Source organism: Kitasatospora phosalacinea, assembly GCF_000716545.1.
In the GTDB taxonomy this organism is placed as follows: Bacteria; Actinomycetota; Actinomycetes; order Streptomycetales; family Streptomycetaceae; genus Kitasatospora; species Kitasatospora phosalacinea.
Genome location: NZ_JNWZ01000034.1, coordinates 36,930 through 54,867, shown reverse-complemented (window position 1 = coordinate 54,867; position 17,938 = coordinate 36,930). Strand labels below are relative to the sequence as shown.

At 72.5% G+C, this 17,938-nt stretch carries 16 protein-coding genes; 10 read left to right on the top strand and 6 right to left on the bottom strand.

Features of this window, described 5'->3' with window-relative positions; genetic code table 11:
• Positions 1-115 precede the first annotated feature (115 nt).
• Positions 116-1,174, bottom strand: coding sequence for a bifunctional lytic transglycosylase/C40 family peptidase (locus OO48_RS18670; protein ID WP_033217658.1), 1,059 nt, complete (start codon positions 1,172-1,174; stop codon positions 116-118).
• 249 nt (positions 1,175-1,423) lie between these two features.
• Between OO48_RS18670 and OO48_RS18665 the strand changes: the two genes are divergently transcribed.
• From OO48_RS18665 to OO48_RS18640, 6 genes are all read left to right on the top strand, one after another.
• Complete coding sequence (locus tag OO48_RS18665) at positions 1,424-1,771, top strand: hypothetical protein (RefSeq protein ID WP_033217657.1); 348 nt, start codon at positions 1,424-1,426, stop codon at positions 1,769-1,771.
• A 136-nt stretch (positions 1,772-1,907) separates the two neighbouring features.
• Positions 1,908-2,726, top strand: coding sequence for a hypothetical protein (locus tag OO48_RS18660; RefSeq protein ID WP_033217655.1), 819 nt, complete (start codon positions 1,908-1,910; stop codon positions 2,724-2,726).
• A complete protein-coding gene (locus tag OO48_RS18655) occupies positions 2,716-3,993 on the top strand; it encodes a hypothetical protein (protein ID WP_051732287.1) in 1,278 nt (425 codons plus the stop codon). The genes OO48_RS18660 and OO48_RS18655 overlap by 11 nt, the downstream gene beginning before the upstream one ends.
• 7 nt (positions 3,994-4,000) lie before the next feature.
• On the top strand, positions 4,001-5,584 hold the full coding sequence (locus OO48_RS18650) for an SCO6880 family protein (RefSeq protein WP_033217651.1): 1,584 nt from the start codon (positions 4,001-4,003) through the stop codon (positions 5,582-5,584).
• 17 nt (positions 5,585-5,601) lie between these two features.
• Positions 5,602-6,948, top strand: coding sequence for an ATP-binding protein (locus tag OO48_RS18645; RefSeq protein ID WP_033217649.1), 1,347 nt, complete (start codon positions 5,602-5,604; stop codon positions 6,946-6,948).
• Positions 6,949-7,092: 144 nt separating this feature from the next.
• Positions 7,093-8,898, top strand: coding sequence for a bifunctional metallophosphatase/5'-nucleotidase (locus OO48_RS18640; protein ID WP_033217647.1), 1,806 nt, complete (start codon positions 7,093-7,095; stop codon positions 8,896-8,898).
• A gap of 58 nt (positions 8,899-8,956) precedes the next feature.
• On the opposite strand, the gene OO48_RS18635 is transcribed toward OO48_RS18640, so the two are convergent.
• The 5 genes from OO48_RS18635 to OO48_RS18615 all read right to left on the bottom strand — a co-directional run bounded on the left by OO48_RS18635 (position 8,957) and on the right by OO48_RS18615 (position 14,537).
• A complete protein-coding gene (locus OO48_RS18635; RefSeq protein ID WP_051732286.1) occupies positions 8,957-10,348 on the bottom strand; it encodes a sensor histidine kinase in 1,392 nt (463 codons plus the stop codon).
• Positions 10,349-10,407: 59 nt separating this feature from the next.
• Positions 10,408-11,181 (bottom strand): response regulator transcription factor, encoded by a 774-nt coding sequence (locus OO48_RS18630; protein WP_033217643.1) that lies wholly within the window; start codon positions 11,179-11,181, stop codon positions 10,408-10,410.
• A gap of 110 nt (positions 11,182-11,291) precedes the next feature.
• Positions 11,292-12,491 carry a S1C family serine protease gene (locus OO48_RS18625; protein ID WP_280842424.1) on the bottom strand — a complete coding sequence of 400 codons (1,200 nt, stop codon included), beginning with the start codon at positions 12,489-12,491 and terminating at the stop codon, positions 11,292-11,294.
• Between the two features lie 125 nt (positions 12,492-12,616).
• A complete protein-coding gene (locus OO48_RS18620; protein WP_033217635.1) occupies positions 12,617-13,657 on the bottom strand; it encodes a LacI family DNA-binding transcriptional regulator in 1,041 nt (346 codons plus the stop codon).
• A gap of 148 nt (positions 13,658-13,805) precedes the next feature.
• Positions 13,806-14,537 carry a response regulator transcription factor gene (locus OO48_RS18615; protein WP_033217633.1) on the bottom strand — a complete coding sequence of 244 codons (732 nt, stop codon included), beginning with the start codon at positions 14,535-14,537 and terminating at the stop codon, positions 13,806-13,808.
• Between the two features lie 593 nt (positions 14,538-15,130).
• Here OO48_RS18615 and OO48_RS18610 point away from each other — a divergent pair.
• From OO48_RS18610 to OO48_RS18595, 4 genes are all read left to right on the top strand, one after another.
• The gene (locus OO48_RS18610; RefSeq protein ID WP_081952213.1) at positions 15,131-15,436 is read left to right on the top strand and encodes a MoaD/ThiS family protein; all 306 of its coding nucleotides are present in this window, start codon (positions 15,131-15,133) and stop codon (positions 15,434-15,436) included.
• A 134-nt stretch (positions 15,437-15,570) separates the two neighbouring features.
• Positions 15,571-16,227: an LmeA family phospholipid-binding protein gene (locus OO48_RS35245; protein WP_051732285.1), complete on the top strand. Its 657-nt coding sequence runs from the start codon at positions 15,571-15,573 to the stop codon at positions 16,225-16,227.
• A 533-nt stretch (positions 16,228-16,760) separates the two neighbouring features.
• Positions 16,761-17,594, top strand: coding sequence for a sulfurtransferase (locus OO48_RS18600; protein ID WP_033217631.1), 834 nt, complete (start codon positions 16,761-16,763; stop codon positions 17,592-17,594).
• 39 nt (positions 17,595-17,633) lie between these two features.
• A complete protein-coding gene (locus OO48_RS18595) occupies positions 17,634-17,924 on the top strand; it encodes a DUF1416 domain-containing protein (RefSeq protein ID WP_014137449.1) in 291 nt (96 codons plus the stop codon).
• Positions 17,925-17,938 lie beyond the last annotated feature (14 nt).

Sequence of the window (17,938 nt, the reverse complement as noted above, 5' to 3'; positions counted from 1 at the left end):
GGTGCGGACGACCGGTAGCCTCCTCAGTCAACGCGATCAAGGCCGCCGCGGTTTCCGTCGAAACGCACTGTTATGCAAACTTGACTCACCGTCCACCGGGCGTGCACATGTCGGGTCAGCTGACGACCGGGCCCCCGCTCTTCGTGATGGTGCCGTCGTTCGGGTTCCGGTTGGGCAGCGCGGCGGCCCCGTCCGAGGTGACCCGGGTCGCGCCGATGTAGTCCCGCTGGTCGATGGTGTCGTAGCGCACCTTGGCCCCGGTGTGCGGGGCGTCGATCATGTACCCGCCGCCGACGTAGATGCCGACGTGGTGGATGGTGCGCGGGTCCCCCAGGTCGTTGGCGAAGAACACCAGGTCGCCGGGGAGCAGTTGGTCCCGGGACGGGTGCGGCCCGGCGTACCACTGGTCGTTGGCGACCCGGGGCAGCTGGATGCCGACGCTCTCGTACGCGGCCTGGGTCAGGCCCGAGCAGTCGAACCGCCCGTCCTCCCAGGTCTGCCCGGTGCCGCCCCACAGGTAGTCGGTGCCCAGCTTGCCCTGCGCGAACCAGATCGCCCCGGCCGCCTCCTTGGAGAGCGCCGACCGGGTGCCCGGGTCGACCGGCGTCGTGAAGGACTTCGCCAGCGCCTGGATGCTGCGCACGTAGCCCTGGGTCTCCTTGTACGGCGGGATCCCCTTGTGCTCGATCACAGCGTACGGACCGGCGTTGTACGCCGCCAGCATGTTGGCCTGCCGGTCGCCGGGCACCTTGTCCACGTCCCGGGCCAGCGCGCAGTCGTAGGTGGCGGCGGAGGCGATGGCGTCGTAGGCGTTCCAGATGTCCCGCTTGCCGTCGCCGTCGCCGTCCGTCCCGTACGTGGCCCAGGTGGCCTCCAGGAACTGGGCCATCCCGTACGCCCTGGCCGGGCTCTTGGCCTGCGGGTCGAAGCCGCTCTCCTGGTAGAGCTGGGCGGCCAGCATCGGCGCGGAGATCTCCGCGCAGAGCGCGCCCCACTTCTGGATCTGCTCCCGGTACGCGGCCGGCACCGTCCCGCCGGACAGCCCCGGGTTGCGCGCGGAGGAGCGCCCGGGGACCCCGCCGGCCGCGTACGTGCCGAGCGTCACGACGCCGACGAAACCGATGGCGAGCACCGCCGTCGCGGCACCCGCCAGCCGAGCTTTCCGGAGCACCATCCAGCACCATCCCGACGGAACGTCAGCGGCCATGTCCTGTTGCGCAATTGCCCGGTGCAATCATCACAGATACCAGGAGCGCGAAGTATCCTTGAGGCACCGGCCATCCTGGCGGAGGCGTCCGGCCAGCCACGAGCAATCCGCGAGAAGCAGCCAAGTCGACGTCAGATCTGGCCAAGAATGGGACCTGCCCCTTCGCTCGACCGTGGTCCGGGGCCTTGAATTTTCCTGATCGGGCGGTGAGATGGGATGGACTTGAACGTGGACAGCGCAGTGATCCGGTACCTGGCGGAGGACCCGCCGAAGAAGGCCGACATCGACACCATCATCGGCGGGATCGCCCCCGACTGGGGCCCGTTCGCCACCCTCGGCTCCTCGGCCCGGGTGATGGTGCAGGTCGTGATGGCCGTCGCGATCCTGGTCTGCCTCGGGATCGCCATCTGGGGCGCCGCCAAGCAGCGGATCGGCGCCACCGCGATGCGCGACACCTTCAGCGCCGAACAGGGCAAGGGGCTGATCATCGCCGGCCTGACCGGCGTGTTCATCATCGGTTCGCTCGGCACCCTGTTCACCATTGTGTACGGCATGGCCATCTGACGATCGGACAACTCCCGCCCCGGCGCAGTCGACCCGACCCGACCCACCACCCCGCCACCGCCCGCTCCCGCACCGGGCACCCGTCACGCCACCGCGCCGCCGCCCCGCGCGACGGCGCCCCACCAGGAGGGCCCCCGTGCCGTTGTCCGACGACCAGCCGCACACCCGTACGCGGCTACCGGTCGCCGAACAGACCGCCCACGTGACCGGCCGCCAGCCCAGGCCGCTGCGCGCCCTCCTGACCGTCCTCGGCATCGTCACCCTGCTGGTCGTCGCCGTCTCCGTCGCCAACCGCGACAAGCCCCCGGTCGACCGCGGCACCTCCGCCACCTCGGGCGACCGCGCCCCCGCCGCCGGGGCCTCCCCCGACCGCACCGCGGCCAGCGGCCAGCAGCCCGTCACCGCCACGGTCAACGGCATCGGCACCGGCTACCCGCACACCGACCAGGGCGCGCAGTCCGCCGCCGCCAACTACGCCGTCGCGCTGGGCTCCGCCGACATGTTCCGCACCGACAGCCGCCGCACCGTCCTCGCCACCCTCGCCGACCCCACCGCCCTCCCCGCCCTCCAGGCCCGCCTGGACCAGGCGTTCACGCCGGAGACGGTCACCCGGTACGGGCTCGACGCCGAGGGCAGGGCGCCCAAGGGCCAGACCTTCGTCAGCCGGATCGTCCCGGTCGGCACCCGCACCACCAACGGGGCCGACACCGCCACCCGGGTCGACGTCTGGTGCACCGGCCTGTACGGCCTGGCCGGCGAGGGCTCCACGGTCCCGGTCACCCAGGACTGGTACACCCTGACCGTCACCATGCGCTGGACCGGCAGCGACTGGAAGCTCACCGACTACTCCCGCGCCGCGGGCCCCGCCCCCCTGCCGGGCGACCAGCAGGCGGCCACCGCGAAAGAGATCGCCGATGCCGTCCAGCAGTTCGGAGGGTTCCGCTATGCCCGCTGACGGGTCGCCCAGACTCCGCTTCCTGCGCCGCGCCGGAACGCTCGGCGCCGCGATGAGCGTGTTCCAGCTCACCGCGCTGGTGGTCGCGCAGCGGGTGGCGGCGGACCCGTCGCCGAGCCCTTCCCCCACCTGCGCCGCGCAGAACGTGCCGCTGCCCGGGGCGGGTAGCCAGTGCGCCCCCTCCGGTGCCACCGTGATCCCCGGGACGGACGCGGTGTCCGGGGTCACCGATCCGCTGGGGTCGCTGGCGAAGGGGTGCGCGCAGGCGGCGGCGTGGGTGGTGCGGCAGCTGTCGGGGGCGATCGACGGGACGACGAAGGTCGACTTCACGAACGCGGCGTTTCTGCAGCAGTACGCGGTGGTGTTCGCGGTCTCGACGGTGATCACGCTGGTGCTGTGGCTGCTGGCGGTGACCAAGCGCGCGGTGCGCGGGGCGGCGCTGGGGCAGGCGTTCGGCGAGGCGGTCGGGTACCTGTGGCTGACGGTGATCGCCTCGGCGTTCACGCCGCTGATCCTGTACACGGTGGTGACGGTCACCGACGGGCTGACCGAGGCGATCGCGTCGGGGACGAAGTCGGACACCGGCACGTACCTGGGCGGGTTCGCGGACACCCTGGAGAAGGGGAGCATGGGCGGCGGCCCGCTGATCCTGATCCTGGTGTCACTGGTGGCGGTGCTGGCCGCGGCGGTGCTGTGGGTGGAGCTGGTGATCCGGGCGGCGATGCTGTACGTGGGCGCGCTGCTGGGGACGGCGGTGTACGCGGGGCTGGTGGACAAGCAGATGTGGAAGCACGTCCGCCGGTGGGCCGCGATGATGCTGGCGGTGGACCTGGCGAAGCCGATCGTGGTGATCATCTTGGGGCTGGCGGGCGCGGTGGCGACCGGCTCGGGGGCGGACGACGACTTCGGGCGGGTGCTGGCGGGGCTGGCGATCCTGTTCCTGTCGATCTTCGCGAGCGCGGCGGTGTACCGGTTCGTGCCGGGCTTCGGCGACGAGTTGATGGCGATGCGGCGGGCCAGGTCGAGCGCGATGCAGGCCGGCAGCGCGATGATCAACGGCCCGGCGAACTTCGTGAAGCAGGGCATCTCGACGCACGGTTCGCGCGGCGGCGCGGAGGGCGGGGGCGGCGGCGCCCCGGCTGGCGGCGGCGGGGCGGGCGCGGGCATCGCGGCGCACGCCTCCCGGCCGGCCAACCCGCCACGCCCCGCGGCGCCGCCCGCGCAGGCCCAGGTCCAGGCTCCGGTCAACAACCCGAAGGGAGGGTGACGGTCAGATGAGCAGCGAACAGCTCGGCCAGTACGGCAGCCAGTACGCCCAGCCGTACGCCCATCAGCGCCGCAGCTACCTGATCGGCAAGGCGCGGCCGAACGCGCCGATCGGGCGCAACCGGGAGAACGGCGAGATCGTGCTGATCATCGCCGGCGCCGGCCTGGGCATGGTGTGGGGGCTGATCCCGAGCCTGTTGCCGCTGCGGATCGCGGGCCTGGTGGGCTTCCCGCTGCTGGCGATCATGGCGGTGTACGTGCCGTACCGGCGGCGGACGTTCTACAAGTGGGTGGAGATCAACCGGACGTTCCGGCGGACGATCCGCAGCGGCCGCGCGGTGTGGAAGCCGGACGTGCACGAGGCGGGGACGCGGCTGGACGGGCGCGAGGTGGAGGTCGGCCCGCCGCCGGGGGTGGGGCGGCTGCGCTGGCTCACCGCGCCGTTCGGGCCGGACGAGGTCGCGGTGCTGATGCACCTGGAGCGCCGGACGGTGACGGCGGCGATCGAGATCGAGGGCCCGGGCGTGGGCCTGCGCGACTCGGAGGACCAGGAGGCGCTGGTCGACCGGTTCGGGACGCTGCTCAAGCACGTGGCCAACGGCGACGGCTTCGTGACCAGGCTGCAGATCCTGGCCCGCACCCTGCCGGCCGACCCGGACGCGCACGCCAAGGACGTGGAGCGGCGCGGCGACCACACGGCGCCGCGCTGGCTGCAGGAGAGCTACGACCAGTTGCAGTCGATGGTGTCTACCTCCTCGGAGCAGCACCGGGCGTACCTGGTGGCGTGCATGCACTACACCCGGGACCTGGCGGCCGAGGCGCACGCGATGGGCCGCACCGCGTACGGGCGGGGCGAGAAGCGGGCCCGCGACGACGACGGTCTGGCGACCGTGATGGCGCGTGAACTGACCGACATCTGCGCGCGGTTGGCGGAGGCGGACATCCGGGTGCGGCAGCCGCTCGGGCAGGCCAGGCTGGCGTCGCTGATCCACTCGATGTACGACCCGGACCACCCGATCGACCACATCCAGGCGATGAGCCGGCGCAACGCCTGGCCGGCCGAGCTGGACGCCACCCACCCGCAGTACCTGCAGGCGAAGACCCGCGAGGCGGCGACCCGGGAGCCGTGGTGCCACGCCACCGCGTGGATCAAGGAGTGGCCGCTGACGCCGGTCGGGGTGAACTTCCTGGCGCCGCTGCTGGTGCACACGCCGGACGTGATCCGGACGGTCGCGGTGACCATGGACCTGGAGCCGACCGACGTGGCGATCGAGCGGATGCTGACCGAGAAGACCAACGACGAGGCGGAGGCCAGCCGGGCGGCGAAGATGAACCGCACGGTGGACCCGCGCGACCTGGCGCACACCGGACGGGTGGACCAGCGCGGCGACGACCTGGCGTCCGGCGCGGCCGGGGTGAACCTGGTGGGGTACCTGACGGTGTCCTCGCGCAGCCCCGAGGCGCTGGCCCGGGACAAGCGCACCATCCGGGCGTCCGCCGGCAAGAGCTACCTGAAGCTGGAGTGGTGCGACCGCGAGCACCACCGGGCGTTCGCCAACACCCTGCCGTTCGCCACCGGCATCCGCCGCTGACCCCCGGAGGCCCGTCGATGCTCGGTAAGCTCACCGATTCCTTCACCAGCACCCTGTTCGGCCGGGTGGAGACCACCCGGCTGCCGGTGCGCACCTCCAGCGGCCAGGCGCAGGCGGTGTACCTGCCGACCGCGGCGCCCGGCCTGGGCGACTCCGGGGTGATCATCGGCCGCGAGGTGTACAGCGGCAAGGGCTACGTCTACGACCCGTTCCAGCTGTACGGCCAGCAGCTGCCGGCCCCGCACTGGCTGGTGCTGGGGGAGTCCGGCAACGGCAAGTCGGCGCTGGAGAAGACGTACGTGCTGCGGCAGTTGAGGTTCCGCGACCGCCAGGTGGTGGTGCTGGACGCGCAGGGCGAGGACGGCGTCGGCGAGTGGAACCTGATCGCCAACGCGCTGGGCATAAAGTCCGTCCGGCTGGACCCGATGGCGGCCCTGGACGGCGGGGTGAAGCTGAACCCGCTGGACCCGGCGATCACCACCACCGGCCAGCTGTCGCTGCTGCGCACCATCATCGAGGTGGCGATGGGGCGCGGCCTGGAGGAGCGGGCCGGCTTCGCGCTGAAGGCCGCGCACGCGTACGTGCACGCGACGGTGAAGGACCGCCAGCCGGTGCTGAACGACATCATCGACACGCTGCGCAGCCCCGACCTGTCGGCGGTGGAGTCGCTGGGCGTGGAGGTCGGCGAGGTGCAGTCCTGGGGCCTGGACGTGGCGCTGGTGCTGGACCGGCTGGTCGACGGCGACCTGCGGGGCATGTTCGACGGCCCGACCTCGGCGGGCATCGACCTGGACGCGCCGCTGATCGTCTTCGACCTGTCGCACATCGACCGGAACTCGATCGCGATGCCGATCCTGATGGCGATCGTCGGCGTGTGGCTGGAGCACACCTGGCTGCGGCCGGACCGGGTGAAGCGGATCTTCCTGGTGGAAGAGGCCTGGCACATCATCAACAGCCCGTTCGTGGCGCAGCTGTTCCAGCGGCTGCTGAAGTTCGGCCGCCGGCTGGGCCTGTCCTTCGTCGCGGTGGTCCACCACCTGTCGGACGTGGTGGACGGGGCGGCGGCGAAGGAGGCGTCGGCGATCCTGAAGATGGCCTCGACCCGGACGATCTACATGCAGAAGGCGGAGGAGGCGAGGGCCACCGGTCGGGTGCTGGGCCTGCCGCGCTGGGCGGTGGAGATCATCCCGACGCTGTCGCCGGGCATCGCGGTGTGGGACGTCAACGGCAACGTGCAGGTGGTGAAGCACATCATCACCGAGGCGGAGCGGCCGCTGGTCTACACCGACCGGGCGATGACCGAGGACACGGTGGCCGAGCGGGACCGGGCGGACCAGCAGCTGGCGGCGCACCCGAGGATCTGACGGGCCGTCGCGACGGGTGCTCGTCAGGTTGCGGATACCAGCTCGTTACTCGCAGGTTCCTGACAGCTACGCGCGTTGACCCTAGGCTGCACCCTGACAACGCCAGGCCGCGCCGCCGCGGCCCCGACGGTCCAGGGGACACCCATGCCCAATTCCGCTACCACCGGCCGCCGCACGACCGCCCTCGCGGTCGCCGCGGCCGCCGCCCTCTTCGGCACGATGGCCCTGCCGGCCACCGCCGAGGCCCACGGCCGGGGCCACGACAAGCCCAAGTACGAGGACCTGCAGCTCCTCGCGATCAACGACTTCCACGGCAACCTGGAGCCCCCGGCCGGTTCCTCGGGCACGATCACCGAGATCGACCCGGCCACCGGCAAGACCGTCGCCACCCCGGCCGGCGGCGTCGAGTACCTGGCCACCGCGCTGCGCGACGCCCGCAAGGGCCACGCCAACAGCCTGACCGTCGCGGCCGGCGACATCATCGGCGCCAGCCCGCTGGTCTCCGGCCTGTTCCACGACGAGCCGACCATCGAGGCGATGAACGAGATCGGCCTCGACGTCACCTCGGTGGGCAACCACGAGTTCGACGAGGGCTCGGCCGAGCTGCTGCGGATGCAGAACGGCGGCTGCCACCCGACCGACGGCTGCTACGAGGAGGGCCGCACCTTCGAGGGCGCGGACTTCCCCTACCTGGCGGCGAACGTCACCAGCGAGAAGACCGGCAAGACGCTGCTCAAGCCGTACTGGGTGAAGAACGTCCGGGGCGTCAAGGTCGGCTTCATCGGCGTGACCCTGGAGGGCACCCCGAACATCGTCACCGCCGCCGGCGTGCAGGGCCTCAAGTTCGGCAACGAGGTCGCCACCGTCAACAAGTACGCGGCCGAGCTCAAGCGGCAGGGCGTCAACTCGATCGTGGCGCTGATCCACGAGGGCGGCCTGCCCGCCAGCAACGTCTACAACTACGACTGCGGCGCGGCCGGCGCGGGCGTCTCCGGCCCGATCGTGGACATCGCCAGGAAGATCGACCCGGCCGTCGGCGCGATCGTCACCGGCCACACCCACAACTCGTACGCCTGCTCGATCCCGGACCCGAACGGCGTGCCCCGCTCGGTGACCAGCGCCGCCTCCTTCGGCCGCCTGTACACCGAGATCAACCTCAAGCTGGACAAGCGCACCGGCGCCATCGTCCGCCCGTCGGTCACCGCCGCCAACCACGTCGTGCGCCGCGACCTGCCGAAGGCGCCGGACCTGACCGCGCTGCTCGAGCGGTACAGCAAGCTGGCCGCGCCGATCTCCAACCGGGCCACCGGCTACATCACCGCCGACATCAACGGCCGCGGCTCCACCGCGCTGGAGAAGCCGCTCGGCGACGTGATCGCCGACGCCCAGCTGGCCGGCCTCTCGGCCGCCGACAAGGGCGGCGCGCAGGTGGCGTTCATGAACCCCGGCGGCATCCGCGCCGACCTGGTGTACAAGGCCGGTGGCGCCGAGGGCGACGGCGTGGTGACCTACGGCGAGGCGTTCGCCGTCCAGCCGTTCACCAACATGATGCAGGTCAAGACGCTGACCGGCGCCCAGCTGGTGCAGGTCCTGCAGCAGCAGGTCTCCGGCTCCAACGAGGCCTCCCCGCGGGTGCTGCAGGTCTCCTCGAACCTGCACTACACCCTCGACCTGACCAAGTCCGGCGCGGCCCGGGTGGTCGTCGACTCGATCCGCCTGAACGGCGCGCCGATCGACCCGGCCGCCGACTACCGGGTCGCCGCGAACGAGTTCCTGGCCGGCGGCGGCGACGGCTTCCCGGCCTTCGCGGCCGGCACCGACAAGCTCGTCGGCGCCTCCGACCTCGACCTGTTCAACGCGTACCTGACCGGCCACAGCTCGGCGGGCGCCCCGCTCGCCCCGCCGGCCGCCGACCGGATCAAGGTCATCGCGGCCGGCCAGACCGGCTGACCGCACGGCACGTGACGGAGGGCGGGGCACCCGGGTGCCCCGCCCTCCGGCGTTCCGCTCAGCGCGGCTCGTCCGGCTGCCCCGGCAGCACGATCACCGCCTGCGTCCCCGGCCCGCCGTCCGGGGCCGGGCCCAGCGAGACCTGCCCGCCGGCGTCCTGCACGGTCTGCGCCACGATCGACAGGCCCAGGCCCGAACCGGGCAGCTGCCGCGAGGACGGCGAACGCCAGAACCGGTCGAAGACGTACGGCAGTTCGTCGGCGGGGATGCCCGGGCCGTGGTCGCGCACCGTCAACCGGCCGCCCTGCAGCCGCACTTCGATCGTCCCGGCGGGCGGCGAGTACTTCACCGCGTTGTCCAGCAGGTTGATCACCGCCCGCTCCAGCGCCGCCGGGTCCCCGTGCACGTACCAGGGCCGCACGTCCGCGTCGAAGACCAGCGACGGCCCGCGCAGCCGGCCCCGCTCCAGCGCCCGCCCCACCGTCTCGTGGAACGGCACCACCGTCCGCACCGCCTCCGGGTTCGGCGTGTCCGGCCGGGACAGCTGCAGCAGGTCCCCGATCAGCAGCGTCAGTTCCTGCATCTGCGCCTTCATGTTCCCCAGCATCCGCGCCCGCGTCTCCGGCGGCAGCGCCCGCCCCTGCGCGTCCGAGCGGATCAGCAGGTCCACGTTGGTGCGCAGCGAGGTGAGCGGGGTGCGCAGCTCGTGGCCCGCGTCGGCGATCAGCCTGGTCTGCCGCTCCCGGGAGTTGGCCAGCGCGGTCGACATCGAGTTGAACGAGGTGGACAGCCGGGCGATCTCGTCCTGCCCGTTGACCGGGATGGTGGTGCCGACCTCCTCGGTCCGGGCGATGTGCTCGACCACGTCGGTGAGCCGGTCGACGGGCTTGAGCGCGGACCGGGCGATCAGCCGGCCGGTGACGCCCGCGCCGATCACGCCGAGACCGGCGACGCCGACCATCAGCAGGGCGAGGCTGTTCAGCGAGTCCTGGACGTTCTTGAGCGAGGTGGCGGTCAGCATGACCGCCTTGGTGTTGCCCACCGAGGTGTTGGCCACCGAGACGGGCAGCACCCGGATCATGGCGGGCTCGCCGTCGGCGTACTGGCCCTCCCGGTAGGTGGGGCGGGACGAGTCGCCGTGGGCGAGGTCGGAGGCGACGGTGTCGATCGCCTTGGTGGAGCCGAGCGGGAAGCACACCTTGCCGTTGGCGACGAGCACCTGGATGTCCCACTCGTTCTGGTGGAACTTGTCGTTGGTGGGAGGCACGCCGGCCAGCGCCTCCTCGGCACTGTCCCCGCAGAACGGGAGCCCGATGTCGCGGCCCGGGCCCGGCCGGGGAGCGTCCTCCAGTTTGGTGCGCGCCTGCTGGTAGAGCGTGTCGCGGACCAGGAACCAGCACGCCGCCGCCGCGACCGCGATCGCCACCGCCACCGCGGCAGCCGTGAGCATGGCCAGCCTGCTCCGCAGCGACCTGCTGCGGAACCACCCCGTGAGCCGGCCGACCGGCTTCACGCCGCGGCGCCGGTCGCGGCGCGCAACGCGTAGCCGACGCCGCGGACGGTCTGGATGATGCGGGGCATGCCGTGCTGCTCGGTCTTGCGGCGCAGGTACATCACGTAGACGTCGAGGGAGTTGGAGGAGGGCTCGAAGTCGAAGCCCCAGACGGCCTTGAGGATCTGCTCGCGGGTGAGGACCTGGCGCGGGTGGGAGAGGAACATCTCCAGCAGCATGAACTCGGTGCGGGTGAGCTCGATGGGGGTGCCGCCGCGGGTGACCTCGCGGGTGGCGGTGTTCATCCGCAGGTCGGCGAAGGCGAGCACCTCGCCGCCGTCCTCGTCGGCGGCGGTGCGGGCGGCGGCCTCCGCGGCGAGCGCGTTGCGGCGCAGCAGGGCGCGGACCCGGGCCAGGAGTTCGTCGAGTTCGAAGGGCTTGGCCAGGTAGTCGTCGGCGCCGACGTCGAGGCCGGTGACGCGGTCGCCGACGGCGTCGCGGGCGGTGAGCATCAGGACGGGCACGGTGTCGCCGCGCGAGCGCATCCGGCGGACGGCGGTGAGGCCGTCCATCCGGGGCATCATGACGTCCAGCAGCACCAGGTCGGGGCGGTCGCGTTCGACGGCGGCCAGGGCCTCGTAGCCGTCGGTGGCGGTGGTGACCTGGTAGCCCTCGAAGGCGAGGCTGGATTCCAGCGCGTCGCGCAGCGCGGGCTCGTCGTCGACCACGAGGACGCGGGCGCCGCCGCCCGGGGCCTCGGCGGGAGCGCGGTCGTCGGCGGGGGGAGTCATCGGCGCGGGGCCCTTTCTGAGTCCGGTGCGGTCCTGGCCATTGTCCGCCGGTCGGGGCGGATCGGGTGGGACGGATCGGGAGGGTTGTCGGCGGGGGTCGCCGGGGGAAGTCAGAGGGTCTTGCCGGCCTGCATCTGGGACAGGACCTGCTTGACGCTGTTGATCGGGATGGCGAAGCCGAGGCCGACGCTGCCGGCGTCGGAGCTGCCGCCGCCGGAACCGGAGCCGGAGCCGGAGGCGGAGTACATCGCCGAGTTGAGTCCGATGACCTGTCCGGCGGTGTTGATCAGCGGGCCGCCGGAGTTGCCGGGGTTGAGCGCGGCGTCGGTCTGCAGCGCCCGGTAGGTGGCGGTGTCGGAGGAGCCGGAGGAGTTGGAGGAGCCGGAGGAGCCGCTGCGGCCGGGCAGGTCGGGGAAGCCGAAGCCGCCGTTGTTGCTGGTGGTGCTCTCGTCGACCTGGACGGAGACCTGCCGGTCCTTGGCGGAGACGATGCCGGAGGTGACGGTGCCGGTGAGGCCCTCGGGGTTGCCGATGGCGACCACCGGGTCGCCGACGGCGGTGGCGTCGGAGTCGCCGAGGACGGCGGTGGTGAGGCCGCTGACGCCGGAGGCGGTGACGACGGCGGTGTCCAGGGACTTGTCGGTGCCGGTGACGGTGGCGGAGGCGGTGGAGCCGTCCTGGAAGGTGACCGTCATCCGGCCGCCACCCCCGACCGCGCCGGAGACGACGTGGTAGTTGGTGAGGATCTGGCCGTCGGCGGTGAGCACCACGCCGGTGCCGGTGGCGGTGCCGCTGTCGGTCTTGACGGTGATCTGCACGACGGCGGGGGAGACCGCGGCGGCGATCGCCGAGACGTTCGCGCTGCCGTCGGCGTTGGCGGAGACGGGGCGCACCAGGGTGCTGCCCGCGCTGGTGGAGCCCGCGTGGTCGTGGGCGAGGGCGCCGCCGGTGACGCCGCCGACCAGCGCGGCGACCGCGGCGACGGCGGTGACCAGGGCGAGCCGGCCGCGCAGCAGGCCGCGGCGGGCGCGGTGCCCGGCGGGCGGCGGCTGGTCGGCGCCGCCGACGGGGGGCGCGGCGGCGGAGGACGCGGGCAGCGGGGCCGGGTCGGCGGTGTCGGCGGCGGGCGGCAGCGCCGGGTAGGCGGCCTCCTGGTACGGGACGTCCCGGTACGGATCGTACGGATCGGCCGGGTACGGCTCGGCCGGGTGCGGCGGGTACGCGGGTGCGGCGGGCGGCTGCGGCGCGAACCGGCCCGCGCCGCCGTCCTGGGGGTAGGGCTCGTGGGTGCTGCGGTGCTGGTCGCTCATGACGACCAAGCTCCGCCCGTTTCATGAAGACCGGATGAGAGCGTGGTACAGGTTCCCCGAGAAGCGCGTCAGCTTCTCATAAAGCCTGGTCAGGCCGGTGATCGGGCCGACAGCGGACGCGCAGGTCAGGCCGGGTGGCCGCCGCAGCCGCAGGAGCGCCGCACGACCAGCCGGGACGGGAACTTGCGGACGCGTTCGGTGTCGCTGCCGGGCACCATCAGCGAGTCGTCGAGGACCAGGTCGACGGCGGCCCGGGCCATCGCGTCCCGGTCGGAGGCGACGGTGGTCAGCGGCGGGGAGGCGAAGGCGGCCTCGGGGATGTCGTCGAAGCCGACCACCGCGAGGTCCTCGGGGACGCGCAGGCCGAGTTCCTGGGCGGCCCGGAGCACGCCGATCGCCTGGTCGTCGGTGGAGCAGAAGACCGCGGGCGGCCGCCGGTCGGAGCCGAGCAGCTCCAGCGCGACCTGGTAGGCGCCGTAGCGGTGGAACGGCGCGTCGATCAGGTGCGGTTCGGTGGGCAGGCCGTGCGCGGTCATCGCGAGCTCCCAGCCGGCCACGTGGTCGATGACCGGGTCGCCGGGGGCGGGGGACTCCACCGGGCCGCCGAAGCAGGCCACGTACGGGTGACCGTGCACCTCCAGCAGGTGGCGGACGATCAGCTCGGAGCCGCCGATGTCGTCGGTGACCACGGCGACGTCGTCGATCGCCTCGGGGCGGCGGTGCAGCAGCACCACCTTGGCGCCCTCCATGGCGGCGAACTCCTCGGCGGCGCGCTGCGAGGGGCCCTGGCTGACCAGGATCAGGCCGGAGACCCGCATGCCGAGGAAGGCGCGGACGTAGTGCACCTCGCGGTCGTCCACGTAGTCGGAGTTGCCGATCAGGACGAGCTTGCCGCGCTCGGAGGCGGCGCGTTCCACGGCGTGCGCCATCTCGGCGAAGAACGGCTGCCGGGCGTCGGGGACGACCATGCCGATCAGGTTGGTGCGCCGGGAGGCCATCGCCTGGGCGACCGAGTTGGGCCGGTACCCGAGCTGCTCGATGGCGGCGAGCACCTTCTCCCTGGTGGCCGGGGCGACCGGCCGGGGACCGTTGTTGATCACATAGCTGACGACCGCCGTCGAGGTGCCAGCCAGTCGGGCTACGTCGTCGCGCGTCACCTTGGCCACGGGGGGAGTCTACGCGGGTGGTTCGGCGCTCCGGCCCGGGGTGACACCTGGTGGGACGGCGCTTTCGGGACCGATCCGGGCAAAGCCGGGCGAGTGTCCCCGCGGGGCCGGGCGAGTGCGCGCGAGGTGCGGCCCGCCCGGCCGTCCGTCAGTGCTCCTGCCGTGCGCCGGTGCGGTTCTGCTCGGCCCGGTCGGTGCCCTTCTCGGGGCGCTCGGGCACCACGAAGCGGTAGCCGACGTTGCGCACGGTGCCGATCAACTGCTCGTTCTCGACGCCGAGTTTGGCGCGCAGTCGGCGGACGTGGACGTCCACGGTGCGGGTGCCGCCGAAGTAGTCGTAGCCCCACACCTCCTGGAGCAGCTGGGCCCGGGTGAAGACCCGGCCGGGGTGCTGGGCCAGGTACTTGAGCAGCTCGAACTCCTTGAAGGTGAGGTCGAGGACGCGGCCCTTGAGCTTGGCGGAGTAGGTGGCCTCGTCGACCGAGAGGTCGCCGTTGCGGATCTCCATCGGGCTGTCGTCGGCGGTCGCGTTCAGCCGGCCGAGGGCGAGCCGCAGCCGGGCCTCGACCTCGGCCGGTCCGGCGGTGTCGAGCAGCACGTCGTCGACGCCCCAGTCGGCGGTGACGGCGGCCAGGCCGCCCTCGGTGACCACCAGGATCAGCGGGCTGCCGATGCCGGTGGAGCGCAGCAGCTGGCACAGGCTGCGGATCTGCGGCAGGTCGCGCCGGCCGTCGACCAGGATCACGTCGGCGCTGGGCGTGTCGACCAGGGCGGACCCCTCGGCGGGGGCCACCCGGACGCTGTGCAGGAGCAGCCCGAGGGCGGGCAGCACCTCGGCGGAGGGTTGCAGGGCGTTGGTCAGCAGGAGCAGTGAACTCATACCCGGTTAGTCCCCTTTCCGGGTCGTCGCGGTCGCGGCCGCCGGGGGAGGGTGGCGGCAACGGTACAGGGTGGGGGAGCGCCGACAGGGCCGACGGGCGCGTCGACGGACGGGGCGGCGGTTGCCCGCCCGGGGTCCCGCAACCCCTGGCGTCCCGCTGGTACCTCGTCCATCGGCGTACCCTCCGGTCTGTCCCGCCGGCTGCGCACCTCGTCGTGCGGCCGGCGGCGGGGGCGCTCCGGCGGCGGGTGCGGGTGGTGCACCGTTCGCAAGAACGTCCGTACGGCGTCCTGAAAGCACAAAAGGACCCGGGGGCGACTCTGCCCGGATCCCTCACGGAACCGAGAATAGCCGACCGACCGTGGCCTGGGGAGAGGCGCGAGCGGGGCGCGCGGGGTCGATCCGGGCTCCGGGCGGCGGGCCGGGGCGGCGCGCGGGGGCGCCGCGGGCCCGGGTGGTTGCCTCCGGGTGGGGGGTGCGGGCGATGATGGGGGCCGCACCGGCCGCACCGTACGTGTACCCCGTTCCACGGGTGGGCCGGCCGGCACCGGGCCGGCCGCCGTACCGGGCGAGGACAGTCGAGAGGGGTTGCCGTGACCGCGACCGCCGATGCCCGCAGCACCGCCGGATCACCCGTGCGGGTGAGCGGGACGGTCCGCTACTGGGCCGCCGCCAAGTCCGCGGCGGGCCGGGCCGAGGAGCGCTTCGAGGCCGCCACGCTGGCCGGGGCGCTGGCCGAGGTGCGGGCCGCGCACGCCGACCGGCCGGAGCTGCTGCGGCTGCTGGCGGTGTGTTCGTTCCTGTTGGACGGCGAGCAGACGGGCGGCCGGGAGGCCGCCGGGGTGGTGCTGTCCGAGGGCTGGACGGTGGAGGTGCTGCCGCCGTTCGCCGGAGGCTGATCACCGGTTCACCCGGGTGGCGTTCCGGAACTGGGGCACGCGTGCGATCGTCCCTATGTCCGTAGCCCGGAAGTCATTCGTCTTCGAACTGCCTCCGGACCGAACGTCTCAGGGGGAGTGCGATGCATGGCTCGGTGAAGCTGTTGATCGGCCTCGGGGTGGTGGGCGGCCTGCTGGTCGGCGCCGACCGGATCGCCGTCGGGGTCGCGGAGGACCAGGCGGCGGACGCGGCCGTCTCCTCCGGGTGGATGACCAGCAGGCCGGACGTCGAGATCGACGACTTCCCGTTCCTGACCGGCGCGCTGGCCGGCGAGCTGGACAAGGTCACGATGAGCTCGGACGGCATGACCGTGACCGACGGGAGGCAGACCGTCACGGTGCACTCCTTCAGGGCGAACATGTCCGACGTGAAGTTCACCGACTCCTACCGGGGCGTCACGGTCGGGCGCGGCGACGGCCAGGGCGTGATCTCGTACCAGGACCTGTCGAAGTTCGTGGCGGGCGGGCAGATCGTCCTGCAGTACGCCGGCCCGGGCAAGGTGAAGACCTCGGTGGCCGGCGTCACGGTCGAGGGCAAGCTGCGCAGCGAGGGTGCGGACGTGGTGGTGGACGGCTTCGAACTCAACGGCGTGGCGGCCAAGTTGAACGGCCTGGCCGGAGACCTGCTGAAGCCCCGCCGGTTCGCCCTGACCGGCCTGCCGACCGGCCTCTCGCTCTCCGAGGCCACCCCGGAGCCGGACGGGGTCCGGCTGCGCTTCACCCTCGCCCCCGGCACCAGGCTCGGCCACTAGGTCCACCGAGCCCCGGCGTCAGGCCGTCCGGCCGTCCGCTGGGCGAGACGAGCTGTCCAGGCCGGGTGCCGGAACGTCCCGGATCGCCCGCTCGCCCGGTCCCCGCACGGGGTCCGGGCCGAGCGGCGCGCGAGCGAAAACCGGGAAATCCCAATATTCGGATGATCGAGTCTCAGCATCCGACACGATGATGACAGCGCCCCCACCGGTTCCCTAGCATCGTCGTCATGAAGCGACAGGCGGACCTCACGAAGCGGCGGGCGGTAGACCACTGCCGCGTGTCGAGCTGCCTGTGTCGAATGCGCTGACCCGGCGGTCGCGCCCCGCAGTCCCGGCACGTCCGCCCCGTTCCGACGCCGCTTGACCGGTAGCCGCGGGCACCGGTGCGTCCGGAGCGACGAAATCACCCCCTGAGTCACCCCGGCCGAAGCCGCGCCCTCCCCGTCCCACCATGCGGACGGGTGTGCGGGACGCGTGCGGTCCGGACACCTTCCAGCAGCCCTTCCGCCAACCGCCCCCGGATGGAGAACCACATGAGCCGCAGCGACGTCCTGGTCGACGCCGACTGGGTCCAGGCGCACCTGGACGACCCGAAGGTCGTCATCGTCGAGGTCGACGAAGACACCGCCGCCTACGACAAGAACCACATCCGCAACGCGGTCCGGATCGACTGGAAGAAGGACCTCCAGGACCCGGTCCGCCGCGACTTCATCGACCAGGCCGGCTTCGAGGCGCTGCTGTCCGCCAAGGGCATCGCCAACGACGACACCGTGGTGCTCTACGGCGGCAACAACAACTGGTTCGCGTCCTACGCCTACTGGTACTTCAAGCTGTACGGCCACGGCGACGTCCGCCTGCTGGACGGCGGCCGCAAGAAGTGGGAGCTCGACTCCCGCGAGCTGGTCGTCGAGCAGCCCGAGCGGGCCGCCACCCAGTACACCGCGCAGCCGGCCGACTCCTCGATCCGCGCCTTCCGCGACGACGTGGTCAACGCGATCGGCACCCTGAACCTGGTCGACGTCCGCTCGCCCGACGAGTTCTCCGGCAAGCTGCTCGCCCCGGCCCACCTCCCGCAGGAGCAGTCGCAGCGCCCGGGCCACGTCCCGTCCGCCAAGAACATCCCGTGGGCGAAGAACGCCAACGACGACGGCACCTTCAAGAGCGACGACGAGCTCAAGGCCCTCTACGAGGCCGAGGGCGTCGACCTGGCGACCGACACCATCGCGTACTGCCGGATCGGCGAGCGCTCCGCGCTCACCTGGTTCGTGCTGCACGAGCTGCTCGGCCAGGAGAACGTCAAGAACTACGACGGTTCGTGGACCGAGTACGGCAGCCTGGTCGGCGTGCCGATCGAGCTCGGCAACTGAGACCCGGCTCGCGCGACAGCAAGGAAGAGGGAAACAGACATGTGCGGTGCGAAGGCCGGCGGCCCGGACCTGGCAGGAGTTGACGTGGCCAACGAGACGATCATCCAGGGTTCGGTGACCCGCAACGACGAGCCGGTCAACGGCTACGTGCGGCTCCTCGACGAGAACGGCGAGTTCACCGCCGAGGTCCCGACCTCGGCGACCGGGCAGTTCCGGTTCTTCGCCCGCCCGGGCAAGTGGACGCTGCGGGCCCTGGTGCCCGGCGCCACCGTGGACCGCCAGGTGGTCGCCACCCAGGGCGAGTTCACCGAGGTCGCGATCGCGGTCTGACGACCGCGCGGCAG

Bases quoted from the DNA above. Each gene is read 5' to 3' on its own strand.
- OO48_RS18670 (WP_033217658.1), bottom strand. From the start codon at position 1,174: ATGGTGCTCCGGAAAGCTCGGCTGGCGGGTGCCGCGACGGCGGTGCTC.
- OO48_RS18665 (WP_033217657.1), top strand. From the start codon at position 1,424: ATGGACTTGAACGTGGACAGCGCAGTGATCCGGTACCTGGCGGAGGAC.
- OO48_RS18655 (WP_051732287.1), top strand. From the start codon at position 2,716: ATGCCCGCTGACGGGTCGCCCAGACTCCGCTTCCTGCGCCGCGCCGGA.
- OO48_RS18650 (WP_033217651.1), top strand. From the start codon at position 4,001: ATGAGCAGCGAACAGCTCGGCCAGTACGGCAGCCAGTACGCCCAGCCG.
- OO48_RS18645 (WP_033217649.1), top strand. From the start codon at position 5,602: ATGCTCGGTAAGCTCACCGATTCCTTCACCAGCACCCTGTTCGGCCGG.
- OO48_RS18640 (WP_033217647.1), top strand. From the start codon at position 7,093: ATGCCCAATTCCGCTACCACCGGCCGCCGCACGACCGCCCTCGCGGTC.
- OO48_RS18635 (WP_051732286.1), bottom strand. From the start codon at position 10,348: ATGCTCACGGCTGCCGCGGTGGCGGTGGCGATCGCGGTCGCGGCGGCG.
- OO48_RS18630 (WP_033217643.1), bottom strand. From the start codon at position 11,181: ATGACTCCCCCCGCCGACGACCGCGCTCCCGCCGAGGCCCCGGGCGGC.
- OO48_RS18625 (WP_280842424.1), bottom strand. From the start codon at position 12,491: ATGAGCGACCAGCACCGCAGCACCCACGAGCCCTACCCCCAGGACGGC.
- OO48_RS18615 (WP_033217633.1), bottom strand. From the start codon at position 14,537: ATGAGTTCACTGCTCCTGCTGACCAACGCCCTGCAACCCTCCGCCGAG.
- OO48_RS18600 (WP_033217631.1), top strand. From the start codon at position 16,761: ATGAGCCGCAGCGACGTCCTGGTCGACGCCGACTGGGTCCAGGCGCAC.
- OO48_RS18595 (WP_014137449.1), top strand. From the start codon at position 17,634: ATGTGCGGTGCGAAGGCCGGCGGCCCGGACCTGGCAGGAGTTGACGTG.